Raw genomic sequence first — 19,117 nt, 5'->3', positions numbered from 1 at the left:
AAGTGGCATCTACATATATACAGTCACCAACTATTTAAAATGTATTATGTCTAACATGTCCTACAAATATTGACGTTCGTTTTGTTTCTCGCTATGATGAAAACTATCTATCGTTTGGTATTCAATCTAGAGAGAGAAGGAATGCTAATGCTGACCGTCAAAAAAATATTAAATAATAATGTTGTCGTTGCTTCTCATCCTGAGTACCATGAAGTTGTTCTAATTGGTAAGGGCCTTGGTTTTGGTAAAGCTCCCGGTGAACATATCGCTGGAGAAACAGCAGAAAAATTCTTTGTGTTAAGAGAAGAAAAGGAACAAGAACAGTACAAACAACTGCTGGATTATATTGATGAATCCTTTATAGGTCTCATGAATGATTTAATTGAAAAGGTGGAAACTCGCTTTAATGTTCAGTTACATGAACATATTCATATCGCTTTAACAGATCATTTATATTATGCAGTAAAACGCGTTAAACAAGGACTTGATATAAAAAATCCATTTCTTTCGGAGACTGAGCTTGCTTATCCAAAAGAGTTTGGGGTTGCAACTGAGTTGATTAATGATTTAAATCTATCCCTTAATATCAACATCCCTCTGGGGGAAATTGGTTTTGTCGCTCTTCATATTCATAGTGCATTGACCAGACGCTCTCTGCAAGAAGTAAATCGCCACACCCAACTTATTGGGAAGCTTGTACAAGTCATCGAACAAGGTTTAGAAATTCGTATTGACCGCGAAGACATAAACTATTTGCGACTTGTACGACACCTTCATCATGCAATGGAACGCATTCAGTCTGGCAAATACATCGATAATCAAGATCCCCTAAAAAACATCTTGCGGGCCGAATATCCTATATGCTACAATCTTTCATGGAAACTAATAAAGATTATGCAGCAAGCCTTAAAGAAACCCGTACCAGACGCAGAGGCCGTTTATTTAACATTGCACCTTCAACGTCTATCTAAAAAATAAAATAAGCCATCAATTTCTTACCGTGTTACTGGTGATGCAGGCATGAGAGGAAAGGAAGCGATTGCACTTAATTGGTTGAGTAAGACTTCATCCTAATTTTGTGTTGTCCTCCTTTTCCCTCATGCCTTTTTTGTTGGCATTTTCTTTATTTCCAAAAATCTATTAATAAATATAGGAGGAATGTACGATGTTTAAACAATCTTTCGGAATATTGCAACGTGTCGGGAAAGCTTTAATGCTTCCTGTTGCCCTTTTACCAGCAGCTGGTATTCTTCTAGCATTTGGTGATGCTCTCCAAAACCCAGATATCACAGCAACCATTCCGGCCCTCGAAGCAAGTTGGGTTGTCATGCTTGCAAGCATTATGCAAAGCGCAGGTGATATTGTCTTTGCTAATCTGCCGCTTCTCTTTGCTGTCGGTGTTGCAATTGGCCTCTCTGATGGAGACGGTGTGGCTGGTTTAGCTGCTATAATAGGTTATCTAATTATGAATATTACAATGGGCGTCACTGGCGGCATAACAGCTGATATGGTCAATCCAGAGAATCCTAATTTTCAAATGGTGCTAGGAATTCCTACCTTAGGAACCGGGGTCTTCGGTGGCGTACTCGCCGGATTACTAGGTTCTTATATGTACAAAAAGTTCTTTAATATTGAATTGCCTTCATACCTTGGTTTCTTTGCTGGAAAGCGTTTTGTTCCAATTGCTACTGCATTCTTTGCGTTATTTCTTGGCGTTATCTTACATTTTATTTGGCCAAGCATTCAAATTGGCATGAACAACTTATCCTATGTCATGGTTGAGTCAAATCGGACATTAGCAGCATTTATTTTCGGTGTTGTTGAGCGTGCATTAATTCCATTTGGTCTTCACCATATATTCTATTCACCATTTTGGTTTGAATTTGGTTCTTATACAAATACCGCCGGTCAGGTAGCTCGAGGCGATCAGCAAATCTTTTTTGCACAAATTCGCGACGGAGCTGAGTTGACTGCAGGTACATTCATGACTGGAAAATTCCCATTTATGATGTTCGGATTGCCTGCTGCTGCTCTTGCCATTTATCATTGCGCCAAACCCGCACAAAAGAAAATGGTCGCAGGTATTATGGGTTCCGCTGCGCTTACATCTTTTTTAACAGGGATTACCGAGCCGCTCGAATTTAGTTTTCTATTTGTGGCACCTATTTTATTTGCAATTCATACCATTTTTGCAGGGCTATCTTTTATGATTATGCACTTACTTGACGTTAAAATTGGAATGACTTTTTCAGGTGGTGTCATTGACTTCTTATTATATGGCGTGTTGCCAGGTCGAACAGACTGGTGGCTTGTCATTCCAGTTGGTCTTGTTTTTGCAGCTATTTATTATTTTGGATTCCGATTTGCTATTAAGAGGTTTAACCTCATGACTCCTGGTCGTGAAGATGTCGATGAGTCGAGTGAAACACACAACTCTGGTTCAGTTTCTGATTTACCTTATGATGTATTAAAAGCGCTTGGTGGCAAAGAAAACTTAGCGAACTTAGATGCATGCATCACTCGTCTTCGTGTAAGTGTTCATGATGTTAATCAAGTTGAAAAAGATACATTAAAGAAGCTCGGAGCATCAGGAGTCATGCAAATGGGCAATAACATTCAAGCTATCTTTGGTCCTCGTTCGGACCAAATCAAAACACAAATTCAAGATATTCTTAAAGGACGCACCCCAGTTCAAACTAAAGATAAGGTTACAACAAATCAACCCGTATCAGGTTTAATTGACTTTTCTATTCCAATAGACGGTGAAATTCTTCCATTAAGCAGCGTTCCCGATCAAGTATTTTCTACGAAAATGATGGGAGACGGTTTTGCTATTAACCCAAGTAACGGAATTATCGCTTCACCAATTACAGGAACTGTTGTTAACTTATTTCCAACAAAGCATGCTATCGGGCTTGTTTCAGAAAGCGGGAAAGAAGTTCTCATTCATGTTGGAATTGATACTGTTACCCTTAAAGGGGATGGATTCGAAGCACTTGTTCAACAAGGAGATCAGGTAAAACAAGGACAGGAATTACTTCGTGTTGACTTAGCCTTCATTAAGGAACGCGTCCCTTCAACAATAACACCAATCATTTTTACAAACCTTGCTGAAGGAGAGCATGTTAGAATATTAAAAAGCGGTCCTGTAAAGCTTGGCGATAAACAGGCAATACAGTTAGAAAGTCATTAAGAAACTAGCTCAAGCAATCGAGTAAGCATCTATGCTTACTCGTTTTCTTTTACTCACATACTCCTTTACTCATCTACCTCTTTTCACACACAACAAAATAACTAGTTTTAACAATGCTTTCAACTTTAATAGCGTGTTCGACTCTTAATTTTTAACATCTCTCATAAACTCTCACACTCTTACAAAGAAGATAAGCGAATCGTCTCTATAATTCTCACTTATTGACTGTTACACTTACATCTTAAACGTTTAAAAATAAGGTTGGTGAACATAAATATGTGGACAAATCATGAAATTGGTATTGATTTAGGTACAGCAAATATTATTGTTTATAGTAAAGATAAAGGAATTATATTAAATGAACCATCGGTCGTTGCTATTAATACTGATACCAGAGAGGTACTCGCTGTCGGAATAGAAGCAAAACGAATGATCGGAAAAACCCCCACAAATATTATCGCTATTAGACCTCTTCGCGATGGTGTTATTGCTGACTTTGATGTTACATCGAGTCTCATCAAAGAAGTGATGAAGAAAGCAGCAAAAAAGCTTGGTCTTACTTTTCGTAAACCAAATGTTGTTGTTTGCGCTCCGTCTGGTTCAACATCCGTTGAAAGACGTGCCATCTTAGATGCCGTTCGTAGTTGCGGGGCAAAGCAAGTACATATTATCGAAGAACCAGTTGCTGCAGCAATAGGTTCAAATTTACCTGTCGATGAACCGATCGCTAATGTCATTGTCGATATTGGTGGAGGAACGACCGAAGTCGCTATTATTTCTTTTGGCGGGATCGTCACTTGTAATTCGATTCGTCTCGGTGGTGATAAATTAGATGAGACAATTATTCAATATGTCCGAAAGCATTACAATGTAATAATCGGAGAACGCACAGCGGAACAATTGAAAATTGAAATTGGCTATGCCCCTATCGAACATACTAAAGTCGAGACAGAAGTTAGAGGACGGGACTTAGTCAATGGATTACCTAAAAACATTATATTAACTTCTACCGAAATTCAATCCGCGCTGACCGAATCCCTTCTTCAGCTCTTAGAAGTCATTCGTTCCACACTAGAAAATTGTCCTCCTGAACTTAGTGGTGATATTGTCGATCGTGGAGTGATTGTTACTGGGGGAGGGGCCTTATTAAATGGTATCCAAGAGTGGTTATCAGGTGAAATCTCCGTCCCTGTCCATTTAGCACCAAACCCTTTGGAATCTGTAGCAATCGGTACTGGAAAGTCATTAAATTATATCCATAAATTGCAAAAGATGTCCGTTTAAAAAAGGTGTTTCAAAAAGGTTGAGTATTTTCGTCCTTTTTGAAACACCTACTTTTATATAGGTGCTTACTGATAAAGATGCGGCACACGGCTTTTAAACACTGGAACATTCTCTCTAATTTGTTGAACCTCCGTTAATTCGATTGTCGAAAAGAGTGTTTCTTCAAGTTTGGCACTCCCTTTCACTTGTACGTCCCCCCATGGGCTCGTTACCATTGACCGGCCAGCAAATTCTACTTGATTAAAGTCCCCTACTCGGTTACATGACACCACATAAAACTGGTTTTCAATTGCACGCGCCTGCTGGAGAACCTCCCAATGTGTAGCACGGGCTTCAGGCCATTCTGCAAGGACAAAAAATACCTCAGCCCCTTCTAAAGCAAGCTGACGCGCAAGCTCAGGAAAGCGTAAATCATAACAAATAACAGCGCCCATTTTATGACCATCCAACTCAAACGTGGCAACTTTCTCTTTTCCTCCTGTTAAGTAAAGATGTTCATCTAGCATGGGAACAAGGTGGATTTTATCATATTGATAGACACATAGACCTTCTCTATTAAACACAAGCGTACGGTTGTATATTGATGTACCCTCTATTGTCGCAACCGATCCAGCCACAATGTTAACATTATGCTGCTTTGCTTGTTGACTTAGAAATGATGCAACGTCCACTATCTCATCTTCCATGATATCTTTAAGCTGCGGCAATGTATAAGCCGTCGTCCACATTTCAGGAAGAACCAATATATCTGGATTATACTGTTTACATGTTTCGGTCATCCAGCGCTCGACCTTTTTAAGGTTTTCGTTTGGCTTTCCAGGTACAATGTTCATTTGATAAAGTGCAATCTTCATAATAATCTCCTTATACAGTAACTCGCCCTTTTTTCTTTTTTTTGCTAAGCGACAGTAAACTTCTTCATTTTCTACTTCATCAAAAGCTAAGTATACTATAGAAAAAGCTATGCAACAGCCTTTTAAATAAGCTAGCCAAGCTTGGCTAGCTTATTTTTCAATAAAGTTTTCCCTGACGATAAAGCAAGCCTGCTAGCCGTTCAAGAGAGAGAGAAAAGCATGTAAATCTCATTGTGTTTTCCACAGACGAAAAGTACGCATCGTAAACAGCTTTTAAAGTTTGAATCATTTGCGCAGACATATCTGATAAAATATCTTCTTCTGAATAAAGCTCAGTCACGCGACTTTGCTTCCATTCAAGATATGAGACAATGACCCCTCCTGCATTTGCCAAAATATCAGGAATGACCACTTTTCCATTGTCTTCAAAATACTCGTCAGCTTCACGAGAGATAGGCGCATTCGCCCCCTCAACTAGGATCTTCGCTTTCACCTCTCTCATATTTTCCACGACAAGTTGATTCTCCACCGCCGCTAGTATTAATACATCTGTATCAATCGTTAGTACATCCTTTACTTGCATAATATCGGCTTCGATTCCAGCCTCTGTTAACTGTTCACTATTTGCTGGCAAGTCTCTACCCTTTTTTGTATATGCTGTTAGTTTCCCTATATCTAGTCCGTTTGGATGATACAACGTGGTAAATCGGTCAGAAACAGCTACCACTTGGTGATTGAGCTTCTCATATTGATATGCCTCTGATGCGGCTACACTTCCGACATTACCAAACCCTTGAACTGCAACGCGAATAGGCGTACCTTGCTTCTCTTGCTCAAGTAGTCTATTGACAGTTTCCCATTGCGCCCCGCGGTTGACAATCTCATCTTCTGAATTATTCTGAGCCCACTCCTGAAGCAACCAGGAATAACTTAGAAATGTTCCTTTGCCTGTTGACTCACGTCTTCCTTTAGCCCCACCATTTTCAACACTTTTACCTGTAAATGAACCAAGATATACTTGCCCAGGATGAATCGTTTTATATTCACCTACCATCCAATCAACAATTCTTTCGTTTGTTCCTAGATCTGGCGCTGGAATATCGTGATTCGGACCAATGTCACGTGCAAAACGTTGGACATACTTTTTACTTATTAAGTTCAATTCTTTCTCGGAGAACTTTCTTGGATCAACATGTACCCCACCTTTTGCTCCCCCAAATGGAAGTCGATGAAGTGCGTTTTTCAGAGTCATTAGGATAGCCAGATTTTCTACTTCCTCTTCATTCACAAACTCACTAAAGCGAATACCACCTTTATAAAAGCCACTTATGTTGTTATGTTGCACTCGGTATGCAGGAATTCTCATAAGTCCATTTTTTTCTGTGGATACACGTATGTAGCTTTTAATAATCTTATCCGTTGTTTTCAAAATTTCTTTAGCAGAAGAGCAGACATAATGTCTCTTTTCTTCATCTTCAATTCCCAAAAAGCCTTGACGTTGCGATAAATCTTCCATAACCTCTTCAATTAAGCTTCTCGTTTCCTGACTTTCCATCTTACATCCCTCCCTAGAAAAATGGTTCATATTTTTAGTGATTCCCTATTTGTTGTCAACTAAAACTGGATGTAAATGTTCTCTTAACTTTAGGATAACATGTTTATGATATAGAAATCGAAAAAAGCCCTCAATAAACAACTTTCTATATTATGTAAAAAAACAACGATGGAAAAATCCATCGTTGCTTTTAATTATACTGTTACACTCTTTTTCCATAACCCAATCATCAAAGCAGAAATAACTGCACCAATTAATATAGATAATAAATAAAGTATCCAACTACCCTCTACAAGAAACGCTACGAACAAACCACCATGAGGAGCCGGTAATCCTATGCCAAACATCGCTGTTAACGCACCTGCCACTGCGGATCCAACGATAATTGATGGTATCACTCGACCTGGATCGGCCGCTGCAAAAGGAATTGCACCTTCTGTTATAAAGGATGCCCCAAGAATATAGTTTGTTTTTCCCGCTTCACGTTCCTGTTTAGTGAATTTTTTCTTGAAGACTGTTGTTGCAAGAGCAATACCGAGTGGGGGAACCATTCCCCCTGCCATTACAGCTGCATGTGGTGCCAAATTCCCCGCATCAATCATTGCAATCCCAAATGTAAATGCTGCTTTGTTTATAGGTCCTCCCATATCAACTGCCATCATTCCACCTAAGATAAGTCCGAGAACAACCATATTTGCCGTACCCATTCCACTTAACCAATTTTGCATTCCGATATTCATTGCGGAAAGCGGCCCGATAAGCCAGTACATAATTAGTCCCGTTAGAAGAATGTTTAGAACGGGATAAAAAAGAATTGTTTTAATTCCTTCTAAAGTTTGCGGTAAACCCGTTAGAACTCGTTTAACCCCGAGCGCTAAGTAACCTGCTAGGAAACCTGCAATTAAACCGCCTAAGAAGCCTGCACCACCAGTTGCCGCCATAAAACCACCAACCATACCGGCAGCAAATCCCGGCCGGTCAGCAATACTCATAGCAATAAAACCAGCTAGTACTGGAATCATTAATCCAAATGCATTACCGCCACCAATTGTCATTAATGCTTCAGCAATAGGATTGTAGCTTTCATGCTCTGGATTAAAAGCCTCAATCCCAAACATAAATGAAATGGCAATTAAAATCCCGCCCCCGACAACAAAAGGAAGCATATTTGATACACCATTCATTAAATGTTTGTAAAATCCAGTCCGTTTACCAGCAGAACCTTCTTCTCTCTTTTGACCATCACCATTGTAAACTGGTGCTCTTCCTTCAAGCGCTTGGTCTATTAATTCTTTCGGACGACGGATTCCATCTGTTACACCAACTTGAATAACTGGTTTCCCAGAAAAACGCTCCATTTCAATTTTTGTGTCAGCAGCGACGATAATAGCATCAGCCTTTTGAATTTCATCATCAGTAAGACGATTTTTCACTCCACCAGAACCGTTGGTTTCAACCTTAATCCCAACACCAACTTTTTTGGCTTGTTCCTTTAAAGCATCTGCTGCCATATACGTATGGGCAATTCCAGTTGGACAACCTGTTACAGCAAGAATACGAAGACCGTTGTTTGGCGCCGACAAGTCCGGTTCTGGTTCTTCGCCTTCCTCTAGTTCTTTTCTGTCAATTGCTGCAATGATTTCATCTTCTGTGCGAGCTTCCAGTAATGTTTTTCGGAACGCATCATCCATTAAAAATGTAGATAAACGCGATAACGTCTCCAAATGTTCATTGTTGGCTCCCTCAGATGCCGCAATCATAAAGAATAGATAACTCGGTTGTCCATCTAACGCTTCATAATTAACACCTTTTTGAGAGCGGCCAAAAGCAATTGCCGGGGTTTTTACAGCTGCCGTTTTCGCATGAGGAATAGCAATCCCCTCACCAATTCCTGTTGTGCTCTGCTCTTCTCTTTTTAATATAGCTTCCTTAAATGCACCTCGGTCATTTAAACGACCTGCTTGATTCAACTTATTTACTAACTCATCAATAACAGCTTCTTTTTCCGATGCTTTCAATTGTAAAAGCATTGTATCTCTTTTTAATAAATCAGATATCCTCATCTTCCCTCACCCTTTCACCATTCTTTTATAGTGATTTCATTTACTAACTTTAAAACCTCATCGCGCTGACAAAAATCCGTTGAAAATGCTGTTGCACTTCCCGATGCAACGGCAAATCTAAAGGAATCTGGGAGTGACATACCTTCCAATCTTGCTGCAAGAAACCCTGCAACCGTTGAATCTCCCGCACCCACTGAGTTCCGAACCACCCCTTTAGGTGTATTGGCAAACAATAGTTTACCTTTTGTGCCTAACACTGCTCCGTCCCCAGCAAACGAGACGAGAACATACTCAATACCAGAATCGACAAGCTTCTTTACATAAGGGATGGCTTCATCAGGAGAAGTAAACTCTACATCAAAAAGCTCAGATAGCTCATGATGATTTGGTTTAATAAAAGACGGCTTTGCTTTTACCGCATGCTTTAAAGCTATGCCGCTTGTATCCATAAAGACTTTCACACCTTTTGCAGAAGACATTAACTCATTGTAAATGTCTTCTGACAATGTATTCGGGACACTTCCTGCTAAAACAAGCGTGTCTTCTGATGTGAGTCCCCTAAGTTGCTCCTTTAGTGCAGCTACGTTACTCTCGGTTAAAACTGGAGAAGTTCCATTTAGCTCTGTTTCTGTGTCACTTTTCATCTTTACATTTATTCGAGTGTCGCCGTTCACTTGTATAAAGCTAGTTGTTATCCCTTCTGTCTCAATCGTTTTCTTAACATATTCCCCTGTAAATCCGCCTATGAACCCCAGAGCTTCACTTTGATGGCCGAGTCGCTTCAACACTCTAGATACATTAATACCTTTTCCGCCCGGAGCTTTATCTTCATGTGTTGAACGATTAACATGACCAAGCTGGAATTTGTCTACATGGACAAAATAATCAACAGCAGGATTTAAGGTCACGGTATAAATCATGCTTGAACCACCTCAATTATTGTTTTTGCTGAGAGTTTTCTCAAATATTCTTGATCAACCAGTTGACTTGTAATAACAGTTGCCTCATGGAGGTCAGCAAACTTCGAAAAAGAAGTCTCCCCAAATTTGGTATGATCAGTTAAAATAAAGCTTTCTCTCGAGAACTTAATAGCCAGCTCCTTTATAAATGCTTCTTGTGAATCAGGTGTCGTACAACCATCATCCATACTAATACCATTTGCACCAACAAATGCTTTATCAAAACGAAATGTTTCCAACGTACGAACCGCACTTGGTCCCACAAATGCTCGTGTTCCGGGCTTCACATAGCCCCCAAGTACATGTGTTTCAATTTCTGCTTCAATCAACTCTGAGGTATTCATTAGTCCGTTAGTCACAACAACGATATTTTTCCCCTTTAAGTATGAAATTAATTCAAAAGTGGTCGTTCCTGCATCAAGAAATATACAATCACCTTCCTCAACGAATTCAGCAGCCTTTTGAGCAATTCGTTGTTTTTCATGACTGTTCTTGATTGTTTTCTCAGCCATTGATGGTTCGTCTAATTTCCTCTTTAATAAAGTTGCTCCACCATGTATACGCTTTAATCTTTTCGCTAACTCTAACTCTGTTAAATCACGACGAATAGTAGATTCTGATGCCCCAGTTACTTCAACAATATCTTGAATTTTAATAATTGACCTATCTTTCAAAAGTGAAATTATACGTTCTTGACGTTCAACAGTAAGCAAGAGAAACACCTCTTATTTCTTAATAATAAGTATATAATCACAAATAACCAAAATCAATCAAAATATTTCAATAGTACTTAATTTTTTCTTTTGCTTGGGTATTTTTAACTAAAACGGCAACCCTTTCAAGGTCGCCGTTTGTTATTAATTATTTATTTCTTCGATAAATAATGATAGTTCTTCCCAACGCTCCATCGTCTTCTCAAGAGTTTCACTGACTACTTCCTGTTCATTCATCAACTCTTGAATTTTCCCAAAGTCACTCCCAGCACTTGAAATTTTCTCGTCAAGTTCTTCCTTCTTTAGCTCTAATTCTGTTATTTTATCTTCAATTCCATCCCATTCCACCTGTTCATGATAAGATAGTTTTTTTCTTTGTTCCTTTTTCACAGGTACCTTCGCTATTTTTTCAGTGCTAGCCCATTCCGCTAGCTCTAGTTTTCTTTGCTCCAAATAATCACTGTAATGCCCTTGAAACCGTTTAACCGTTCCATTTCCCTCAAACGTCAGTAAATGGTCCACTACACGGTCTAAGAAATAGCGATCATGTGAAACCGTCACTACTACCCCAGGAAACTGTTCTAGATAATCTTCTAATACAGTTAGCGTTTGTGTATCTAAATCATTGGTAGGTTCATCAAGAAACAATACATTTGGTTCACTCATTAGTACTCTAAGTAAGTATAGTCTGCGTTTTTCTCCACCAGATAAGCGACGGATATATGTCCATTGCATTGACCGAGGAAATAAAAAGCGTTCGAGCATTTGCTCCGCTGTAATAACCTCTTTATCCACTGTATGAACAACTTCAGCAATCTCTTTTATGTACTCTACGACACGTAAGTTTCCATCAATCTCTTCATCCTCTTGTGTATAATAACCAATTTTGACTGTTTCTCCAATTTTTACATTGCCTTCTGAAACTGACATCCGATTAGCAAGAATGTTTAATAGAGTAGTTTTCCCACTCCCATTAGGACCAATGATTCCGAGTCTTTCTCCTGGAACAATTAAATAGCTAAGGTCTTTAAATAATAATTTATCTTCATACCATTTAGACACTTTTTGCAATTCAATAACCTCGTTGCCTAACCGTGTTGTGCCAATCGCAAAATCAAAGTCTCGAACGATTGTTAAAGGTTGATCATCCTTTAACGTTTCAACTCGTTGAATACGTGCTTTTTGTTTTGTGCTTCTTGCCTTTGCACCACGTTGCAACCATGCAAGCTCCCTTCGCAACAAATTTTGCCGCTTACCTTCTTGCAGGGTTTCTTGATCTTCTCGTTCGGCCTTCTTTTCAAGATAGGTTTGATAATTCCCTTCATACTGATAGAGATTCCCACGGTCAAGCTCAAACATTTGATTCGTGATTCGATTTAGAAAGTAACGGTCATGAGTAATGACCATAAGAGACCCTTGATATTGGGCGAGGTAGCCTTCTAGCCAATCAATCGTTTCATTATCTAAATGGTTCGTCGGCTCATCTAATAATAATAGATCTGCAGGTTGAATGAGTGCTTTCGCAATTGCCACCCGCTTCTTTTGACCTCCAGATAATTTCTCAACCTTCGCTGTAAAATCGGTTATTCCTAATTTAGTTAACACAGTTTTCGCAGTTGTACTTGCTTCCCAAGCTGCAACCTCATCCATTTTCTGCTGTACCTGTAAAAGGCTTTTTTGTAATGTTTCGTTCTCAGGATCTTCCTCTAGTTTCAACATAGCTTGCTCATAAGCTCTCATTGTTCGCATCACTAAGGAATCACCAAAGTAAATTTGCTCAAGGACAGTTAGATTTTCCTCTAGTTGTGGTTGCTGAGATAAATATTCGACATGAAAATCATTTGCATGTGATAACTTACCTTTGTCCATTCCCTCAATCTCTGCAAGAACCTTTAATAATGTAGATTTACCTGTTCCATTGATACCGATGACACCGATCCGTTGCTTCTTTGAAATTGTAAACGAAAGATTATTAAAAAGTGTTTTATCTCCGTAGGTTTTCGTCAATTGTTCAACTTGCAATATACTCATCGTAACGTCCGTCCTTTGCACATGATTTCTTAATCTTATTGTATAGCAATCTTACCTTGGATGCACGATGTTCACATGACTAGATGTGGTTTAAGTACTTGATATCGATTTTACATTTTATTACAAACAAAAAGCACCTCAAAAGCTTGAAAAAAAACTCATTATTCCTTAATGGATACAAGTCTTTTCTTCCTTGATTTTAGAGGTGCATTTCAACTAACTATTAAAGACATAAAGTTGATTAGAGGCAAATCAATAGACTTCTTACTTCAGTAGAACTTCTTTAATATCGTCTTCAATTTTTCCAGGCTCCACATTTGGACCATATCGTTCGGTAACTTGACCATTCCGATCAACAAGAAACTTGGTGAAATTCCATTTAATTTTGTTACTTAAAATACCTTTTTGTTCTTTTTTTAAATATTGGTAAAGAGGATGCGCATTTGTACCATTTACAAGCACCTTTTCGAAAAGAGGGAAGGTAACGCCGTAATTTAACTTACAGGTTTTTATCATTTCTTCGTTTCCTAATGGTTCTTGGTTCATGAATTGATTGCACGGAAACCCTAGAACAACAAAACCCTCGTCCTTATAAGTTTGATATAATGTTTCTAGACCTTGAAACTGCGGAGTTAGCCCACATTTTGTTGCCGTATTTACAATAAGGAGTGCCTGTCCCTTATAATCTGATAACGAGACCTCTTCTCCATTAGGTGTTCGTACTGTGTATTCATGAACTGACAACTTTTCCCCCACCTCTCACAACAATGATTATACTCATAACAACCAACTAAGCTAAAAGAAACGAATGATAAACTTTAGTTTTTTCCCCGCCTCGCAAAGTCAACAAAACGGAACTTATCAGGTCGATGTCGTGATTCAGTGTATTGAAATAACATAGCATTTTCTAAATAAACATGACTCCGAACCACAACAATGTTTGAATAGCCATCCAAATCAAGTAACAATTTATCCTCTTTTGTTGGTGTTTCTACCGTAATTTCTTTTTTAGCAAAACTTATCGATAAGCCCAGGTTTTCTTCAAAATACTCATATATTGAATGTTCACACACTTCTCTGGTAAGGGAAGGTACAACCCTTTTCATGACATAATCTTTATCTAAAATAATTCGTTCTTGGTCAATGTCACGTACACGGATAATCTCCCAAACCTCTTCAGGATCAGATAACTCCATTTCTTCAAGAATTCGTATTTGAGACGTGAATTCCTGTAATGAAATAACAGTGGTACTTGATCGTTTCCCTATTTTTTCGGCTAATTCTTTAAAACTAACTAATCCTGAAATCGGAAAATTAATTTTCCTCATATCTAAAACGACTGAACCCTTCCCTTGCATTTTTTGGATATAACCATGCTCCGACAAAAGTTTTAAGGCTTTACGAATTGTTTCTCGTGAAGCTTGATACGTAATTGACAAATCATGCTCTGAGGGAAGGAGATCATTTACATTTAATGTTCCGCCTTGTATCTGTTTTGCTAAATCGTCGTAAATAAGCTTGAATTTATTTTTAGTCATTCCCAATTCACCCACCCTAAGTTTATCACGTTCTAAAAAGATAAACGAGAGACTCAAAAGGCTGAAGCGTCATCTGGCTGCTAATCTGTTGATGCTCCTGATAATTTGACAGAAGAAGAGTGGCGTTCTTTTCTAATAAGTTTTCTGATGGACGATAAGTAGCTTTCTCATCAAAGAAATTATTAATGACTAAGAGCTGTTCATTATTCCACGTACGTAAATAGACAAATAATTGTTCATCATTCTCATCTAATAATTTGTAATCACCATATGTGATTATATCAAAATCTTTTCGTAAATTTATCAGCTTTTTATAATGATAAAATATCGAATCTTTATCTTTTAGTGCTTGCTCTGCATTAATGTCTTGATAATTACGACTCACTCCAATCCAAGGCTCACCTGTAGTAAATCCAGCATGCAACTTATCGTTCCACTGAACTGGTGTACGCGAGTTATCACGTGATTTTCTTTGAATAATATCCATAACCTCTTGCTCTGATAACTGCTTCTCTTTTAACTCTTTATAAGCGTTTAACGTCTCAATATCCCGATACTCTTCGATGGTATCGAACTTAGGGTTTGGCATCCCAAATTCCTCACCTTGATAAATATAAGGTGTTCCTTGCATCATGTGAATGGTCGTTGCTAACATTTTTGCTGATTCTTTATGATAGGTACCATCATTACCGTAGCGTGTGACAACACGAGGTTGGTCATGATTACACCAGAATAACGCGTTCCACCCGCCTCCTTTGTTCATTGCTACCTGCCATGTAGAGAGAATATTCTTTAATCCTAAGAAATCCATTTCTCCAACGGCCCACTTCTCACCATCGGGGTAATCAACTTTCAAATGATGAAAGTTAAAAGTCATGCTTAGTTCATTACGGCCTGGATTTGAGTATTTAATACAGCTGTCAATCGTCGTGGAGGACATTTCACCAACGGTCATACTGTTATACTCTGACAATACTTTCTCATTCATTTCTTGAAGATATTCATGAACACGAGGACCATCTGTATAAAATTTCCTTCCGTCTCCTGGTGGTATTGTCCCATCATCATTTGGGAAACGTTGATCTTTAGAAATTAGGTTTATAACATCAAGTCTAAAGCCATCAATCCCTTTTTCAAACCAAAAGTGCATCATTTTATATACTTCATTACGCAATTTAGGGTTTTCCCAATTCAAATCAGCTTGAGTCACATCAAAAAGATGTAGATAATATTGGCTGGTTCCCTTATCAAACTCCCAAGCTGAACCACCAAATTTCGAAACCCAATTAGTCGGTTCACCTCCGTCAATTGGGTCTTTCCAAATATAATAATCACGGTATTCTTTAGACGACTTTGACTGTTTGAACCACTCATGCTCAGTTGATGTATGATTCACAACTAAGTCCATAATCAATTTCATGTCACGTCTATGTGTTTCATCTAAAAGCTCTTCAAAATCATCCATCGTCCCGTATTCCTCATGAATTGAGTAATAATCACTAATGTCATAGCCGTTGTCCTTTTGGGGCGAGGAATAAACAGGAGTTAACCAGATAACATCTACTCCTAATTCATTTAGATAATCAAGCTTTTCTATTATACCTTGAAGGTCTCCTACACCATTACCCGTTGTATCATTAAAGCTTTTTGGATATATTTGATAGACCGTTGACTTTCTCCACCATTCTTTCATTTTCGCACACTCCTTCAGCTTATTAAGTATTGCCTCAATTTCCCTAAATAAGAAAGACCACTAGCTACAACGGTTAGGCTGTTTGATGCTAATGGTCTTTAATCAAGCGTTTAATTAAAAATTACCCTTCTTAAATTTCGCGTAAAGATAGGTTAAAACAGCAGGTACAACGATAGCAATTACCATACCGACTAAGAACACCAGCCATTTTCCCGCTTCAATTGAAAAAATTCCCGGTAGACCACCAACACCAATAGAATTCGCCATTACCGCATTCATAGTAATCCAAACTGCCCCAATTGCAGAACCTATAATTGCACAAATAAACGGAAAGCGATAGCGTAAGTTTACCCCGAACATTGCTGGCTCCGTTATCCCGAGATACGCAGAAATTGCAGACGTCATGGAAAGACCTTTTACTTTCTCATCCTTTAAAACAAAGTACATTGCAAGTGCAGCTGAGCCTTGTGCAATATTAGATAATGCCAAGATTGGCCATAGGAATGTCCCACCTATACTTCCAATTAATTGTAAATCAACTGCAAGAAATGTATGATGCATACCAGTAATAACAAGTGGTGCATAAATTGCTCCGTACAACAACCCACCAAGTGCTGGTACATTATCGAAAATCCCAACGAACATAGCTGTAATTCCGTTCCCAATTGCAAATGTTATTGGACCAATAATAATAAATGCAAGAAAGCCTGTAATAAGTAAAGCAACTGGCGCAACGATTAATAATTGAAAAGCGTCAGGAATTCGTTTTCTTAGAGCAATTTCAATAGTAGCTAACACATAAGATGCAATAAGAATAGGCAATACTTGGCCTTGATAGCCAACCTTCGCAACGTCTAGGCCAAATAAATTCCAGTAAGGAATTTCACCTGCTTCTTTCGCTTCTCCATATCCCCATGCATTAAGTAAATCTGGGTGAACGAGCATTAACCCTAGTACAATTCCGAGAAGCGGGTTCCCACCGAAACGCTTCACTGCAGACCAACCAATTAATCCTGGTAAAAAGACAAAGGCGGTATTAGCAATTAAATGAATGATGCTTGCAAAATCAGCCCATTGTGGATAAAGCTCAATAACTGGTTGCTCTGCAAAAATACCTGGGGCCGTTAAAATATTATTAATCCCCATTAATAAACCTGCTGTTACAATAGCTGGTAATATTGGAATGAAAATATCTGCTAGAGTTTTAACAGCGCGCTGCAGGGGATTTAAATTTTTCTCTGCCGCAGACTTAGTTTCCTCCTTAGTCGCTTCAGCTAGACCAGCTAATTCAATCAATTCTGCATACACTTTATCTACTGTTCCTTGACCAATAACGACTTGAAATTGTCCATTCGTAGAAAATGAACCTTTGACAACATCAATAGATTCTAAGACACCTTTATCCACTTTACCTTCATCATGTAAAGCTAAACGTAATCGTGTGACACAGTGTGTTGCAGAGGCGATGTTCTCTTTCCCACCTAGTGCATCTAGAATTTGCTTAGCTGACTCCTTAATTGCACTCATCTTATTTTCCCTCCTTGATAAAAAGGTTTTTAATTCTTTTCTTTCAACCTTTTTACTTTTTTACGATATTTCAAACCTGTATATACAATCTGTCTGCGCTTTCATTTTAACTTGTATATACATGATAGTCAACTAATTTCACTCATTGCAAATTTTGTAGGTAGCATTTTAAACAACCTCTTAACATACAAAAAAGGTTCCTCAAAAGGTTATGTTAACCTTTTGGGGAACCTTTTATGATCTCTTTTTCCTTAAGAATATGGTTAGTCCAATTTTCTCGCAAATTGTTAAATAATGCATAAGGGTTAATAGAACTGCCCCCATGTTCATTCCTAATATAATCCCATCCATTTGTAAACTAGGCATAGAACCTAGTACAAACATGAGGATAAACGAAATCGTTGTTGCCCATAAGGAATGTAAGAATGCATCTTTGACCAATCCTAATCCAATTAAGTAGGCTTGCATCGGAATAACAAAATAATGAAATAAAAAATAAGGAACCAATATCTTTAAATACCATGCTGCTGGAGAGTCTTCAAAAAACAGGCTTGTTAAAGGCTCTGAGTACAAATAAAACAAAGCCATAACAGGGAACCCGTATGCGGCTGTAATGAGCATCACTTGTCTAAGTAGTTTTGTAAGTTTATTAATTTCATTCTTAGAGTAAGCTTCCGAAACGGTTGGAATTAACACAATCAGCAACGAATGAGCAATAAAGGCCGGAAAAAAGCCAATTGTAAAGGCAACCCCCGCAAGCTTCCCATATTGGACCATAGCAGTTGTATCGACCATACCCGCTCTAACTAAAGCCTCTTTAATAAGAAATGGCTTTATAGCAAAAGAGGCAGCATGAAAAATTCTTAACCCTGTTGTAGGTAAAGAGACCTCTAGTAACGCCTTGCGTACTTTTTTTCCTTGTAGCTCTGCTCGTGGATTATGTTTTAATACACGCATCTGTATAAGAAAGGTGATCATTAAATAAGCAAGTACCACCATTTCAGTTGCAACTAACGTGCAAAGTGAAATAAATATTGCTAGTTCTGTTTCAAAAGAGAAGAATGTAAAGACTACGATAAGAAGCGCCAATTGTATTGCCCTTCTTAGAAAGTTTGCAATAGCAATCTTCCTCATATTTTGTGCGCCCATAAAATAACCACGTGCCACCGATGAAAATGCAATGGTCGGGATCAATATAATTAACAGCCACTTAACCCACGGATGGTAATTTTCAAACACAGGAATAAGAGGAAAAACAATTAACGCTATCATCATAAAGGCAACTGCACATATTGAGGCAAACCGAAGAGCATGAACCAGCATACTCCGATGATAAATTTCGTCCTTTTCAGCAACAAATTTAGAAATAGAAATAGGAAGTTCTATACTAGCAATAACGACCACAAAAATGATCGTCGGAAGAATTGACATATAAAACCCTAATCCTTCTTCTCCCAACTCTCTAGCTAAGATTATATTAATTAGAAATTCTAAGCACTCTCCTACAAATGCAGCAGCAATTAACAGCAGGGCCCCTCGAAAAAATCGGTTCATATCTTCTCTCCTTCTCCACTTCTCTTATCTATCCATATGAGACAAGTTAAGAAAATATGGGTCAAGTCGAAGAAAAACCCTCCAATTTTTTGAGGCCACTAAAAAAGGGATTTTCGCCATTTTCAGTGACCTCACTTTTTTGGAGGGTTTAAG

Annotated in this window: 14 protein-coding genes; 3 read left to right on the top strand and 11 right to left on the bottom strand. The window is 38.4% G+C overall.

Features of this window, described 5'->3' with window-relative positions; genetic code table 11:
• Positions 1–147: 147 nt before the first annotated feature.
• The 3 genes from glcT to mreBH all read left to right on the top strand — a co-directional run bounded on the left by glcT (position 148) and on the right by mreBH (position 4,477).
• Complete coding sequence (gene glcT, locus CEF19_RS12445) at positions 148–978, top strand: glucose PTS transporter transcription antiterminator GlcT (protein ID WP_100406350.1); 831 nt, start codon at positions 148–150, stop codon at positions 976–978.
• Between the two features lie 187 nt (positions 979–1,165).
• Positions 1,166–3,193, top strand: coding sequence for a glucose-specific PTS transporter subunit IIBC (gene ptsG / locus CEF19_RS12440; protein ID WP_100406349.1), 2,028 nt, complete (start codon positions 1,166–1,168; stop codon positions 3,191–3,193).
• A gap of 276 nt (positions 3,194–3,469) precedes the next feature.
• On the top strand, positions 3,470–4,477 hold the full coding sequence (gene mreBH / locus CEF19_RS12435; RefSeq protein ID WP_100406348.1) for a rod-share determining protein MreBH: 1,008 nt from the start codon (positions 3,470–3,472) through the stop codon (positions 4,475–4,477).
• Positions 4,478–4,542: 65 nt separating this feature from the next.
• Here mreBH and CEF19_RS12430 read toward each other — a convergent pair whose 3' ends face one another.
• From CEF19_RS12430 to CEF19_RS12380, 11 genes are all read right to left on the bottom strand, one after another.
• Positions 4,543–5,331 (bottom strand): carbon-nitrogen family hydrolase, encoded by a 789-nt coding sequence (locus tag CEF19_RS12430; RefSeq protein WP_100406347.1) that lies wholly within the window; start codon positions 5,329–5,331, stop codon positions 4,543–4,545.
• Positions 5,332–5,488: 157 nt separating this feature from the next.
• Complete coding sequence (locus tag CEF19_RS12425; RefSeq protein ID WP_100406346.1) at positions 5,489–6,886, bottom strand: Glu/Leu/Phe/Val family dehydrogenase; 1,398 nt, start codon at positions 6,884–6,886, stop codon at positions 5,489–5,491.
• Positions 6,887–7,080: 194 nt separating this feature from the next.
• Positions 7,081–8,949, bottom strand: coding sequence for a PTS fructose transporter subunit IIABC (locus CEF19_RS12420; protein WP_100406345.1), 1,869 nt, complete (start codon positions 8,947–8,949; stop codon positions 7,081–7,083).
• Positions 8,950–8,963: 14 nt separating this feature from the next.
• Positions 8,964–9,869, bottom strand: coding sequence for a 1-phosphofructokinase (pfkB, locus tag CEF19_RS12415; RefSeq protein WP_100406344.1), 906 nt, complete (start codon positions 9,867–9,869; stop codon positions 8,964–8,966).
• Positions 9,866–10,621 carry a DeoR/GlpR family DNA-binding transcription regulator gene (locus tag CEF19_RS12410; RefSeq protein WP_100406343.1) on the bottom strand — a complete coding sequence of 252 codons (756 nt, stop codon included), beginning with the start codon at positions 10,619–10,621 and terminating at the stop codon, positions 9,866–9,868. The genes pfkB and CEF19_RS12410 overlap by 4 nt, the downstream gene beginning before the upstream one ends.
• A gap of 144 nt (positions 10,622–10,765) precedes the next feature.
• On the bottom strand, positions 10,766–12,652 hold the full coding sequence (locus tag CEF19_RS12405; protein WP_100406342.1) for an ABC-F family ATP-binding cassette domain-containing protein: 1,887 nt from the start codon (positions 12,650–12,652) through the stop codon (positions 10,766–10,768).
• Positions 12,653–12,916: 264 nt separating this feature from the next.
• Positions 12,917–13,396, bottom strand: a complete 480-nt coding sequence (locus tag CEF19_RS12400) for a glutathione peroxidase (RefSeq protein ID WP_100406341.1) — start codon at positions 13,394–13,396, stop codon at positions 12,917–12,919.
• A gap of 74 nt (positions 13,397–13,470) precedes the next feature.
• Positions 13,471–14,190 (bottom strand): trehalose operon repressor, encoded by a 720-nt coding sequence (gene treR / locus CEF19_RS12395; RefSeq protein ID WP_100406340.1) that lies wholly within the window; start codon positions 14,188–14,190, stop codon positions 13,471–13,473.
• Positions 14,191–14,215: 25 nt separating this feature from the next.
• On the bottom strand, positions 14,216–15,883 hold the full coding sequence (gene treC / locus CEF19_RS12390; RefSeq protein ID WP_100406339.1) for an alpha,alpha-phosphotrehalase: 1,668 nt from the start codon (positions 15,881–15,883) through the stop codon (positions 14,216–14,218).
• Positions 15,884–15,997: 114 nt separating this feature from the next.
• The gene (gene treP / locus CEF19_RS12385; protein WP_100406338.1) at positions 15,998–17,410 is read right to left on the bottom strand and encodes a PTS system trehalose-specific EIIBC component; all 1,413 of its coding nucleotides are present in this window, start codon (positions 17,408–17,410) and stop codon (positions 15,998–16,000) included.
• A 234-nt stretch (positions 17,411–17,644) separates the two neighbouring features.
• Positions 17,645–18,964: a polysaccharide biosynthesis protein gene (locus CEF19_RS12380; protein ID WP_100406337.1), complete on the bottom strand. Its 1,320-nt coding sequence runs from the start codon at positions 18,962–18,964 to the stop codon at positions 17,645–17,647.
• Between the last annotated feature and the right edge of the window lie 153 nt (positions 18,965–19,117).

Origin of the sequence: Bacillus solitudinis (assembly GCF_002797395.1) — a bacterium.
GTDB classification, from domain to species: domain Bacteria; phylum Bacillota; class Bacilli; order Bacillales; family Bacillaceae_D; genus Halalkalibacter_A; species Halalkalibacter_A solitudinis.
The sequence above is the reverse complement of the archived record's forward strand: the minus strand, read 5'-3'. Positions and strand labels throughout refer to the sequence as shown.

What these genes read in the sequence shown, in the direction of transcription:
- treP (WP_100406338.1), bottom strand. Translation starts at nt 17,410, where the DNA reads ATGAGTGCAATTAAGGAGTCAGCTAAGCAAATTCTAGATGCACTAGGT.
- ptsG (WP_100406349.1), top strand. Translation starts at nt 1,166, where the DNA reads ATGTTTAAACAATCTTTCGGAATATTGCAACGTGTCGGGAAAGCTTTA.
- CEF19_RS12405 (WP_100406342.1), bottom strand. Translation starts at nt 12,652, where the DNA reads ATGAGTATATTGCAAGTTGAACAATTGACGAAAACCTACGGAGATAAA.
- treC (WP_100406339.1), bottom strand. Translation starts at nt 15,883, where the DNA reads ATGAAAGAATGGTGGAGAAAGTCAACGGTCTATCAAATATATCCAAAA.
- mreBH (WP_100406348.1), top strand. Translation starts at nt 3,470, where the DNA reads ATGTGGACAAATCATGAAATTGGTATTGATTTAGGTACAGCAAATATT.
- CEF19_RS12425 (WP_100406346.1), bottom strand. Translation starts at nt 6,886, where the DNA reads ATGGAAAGTCAGGAAACGAGAAGCTTAATTGAAGAGGTTATGGAAGAT.
- glcT (WP_100406350.1), top strand. Translation starts at nt 148, where the DNA reads ATGCTGACCGTCAAAAAAATATTAAATAATAATGTTGTCGTTGCTTCT.
- CEF19_RS12420 (WP_100406345.1), bottom strand. Translation starts at nt 8,949, where the DNA reads ATGAGGATATCTGATTTATTAAAAAGAGATACAATGCTTTTACAATTG.
- CEF19_RS12430 (WP_100406347.1), bottom strand. Translation starts at nt 5,331, where the DNA reads ATGAAGATTGCACTTTATCAAATGAACATTGTACCTGGAAAGCCAAAC.
- CEF19_RS12380 (WP_100406337.1), bottom strand. Translation starts at nt 18,964, where the DNA reads ATGAACCGATTTTTTCGAGGGGCCCTGCTGTTAATTGCTGCTGCATTT.
- pfkB (WP_100406344.1), bottom strand. Translation starts at nt 9,869, where the DNA reads ATGATTTATACCGTGACCTTAAATCCTGCTGTTGATTATTTTGTCCAT.
- treR (WP_100406340.1), bottom strand. Translation starts at nt 14,190, where the DNA reads ATGACTAAAAATAAATTCAAGCTTATTTACGACGATTTAGCAAAACAG.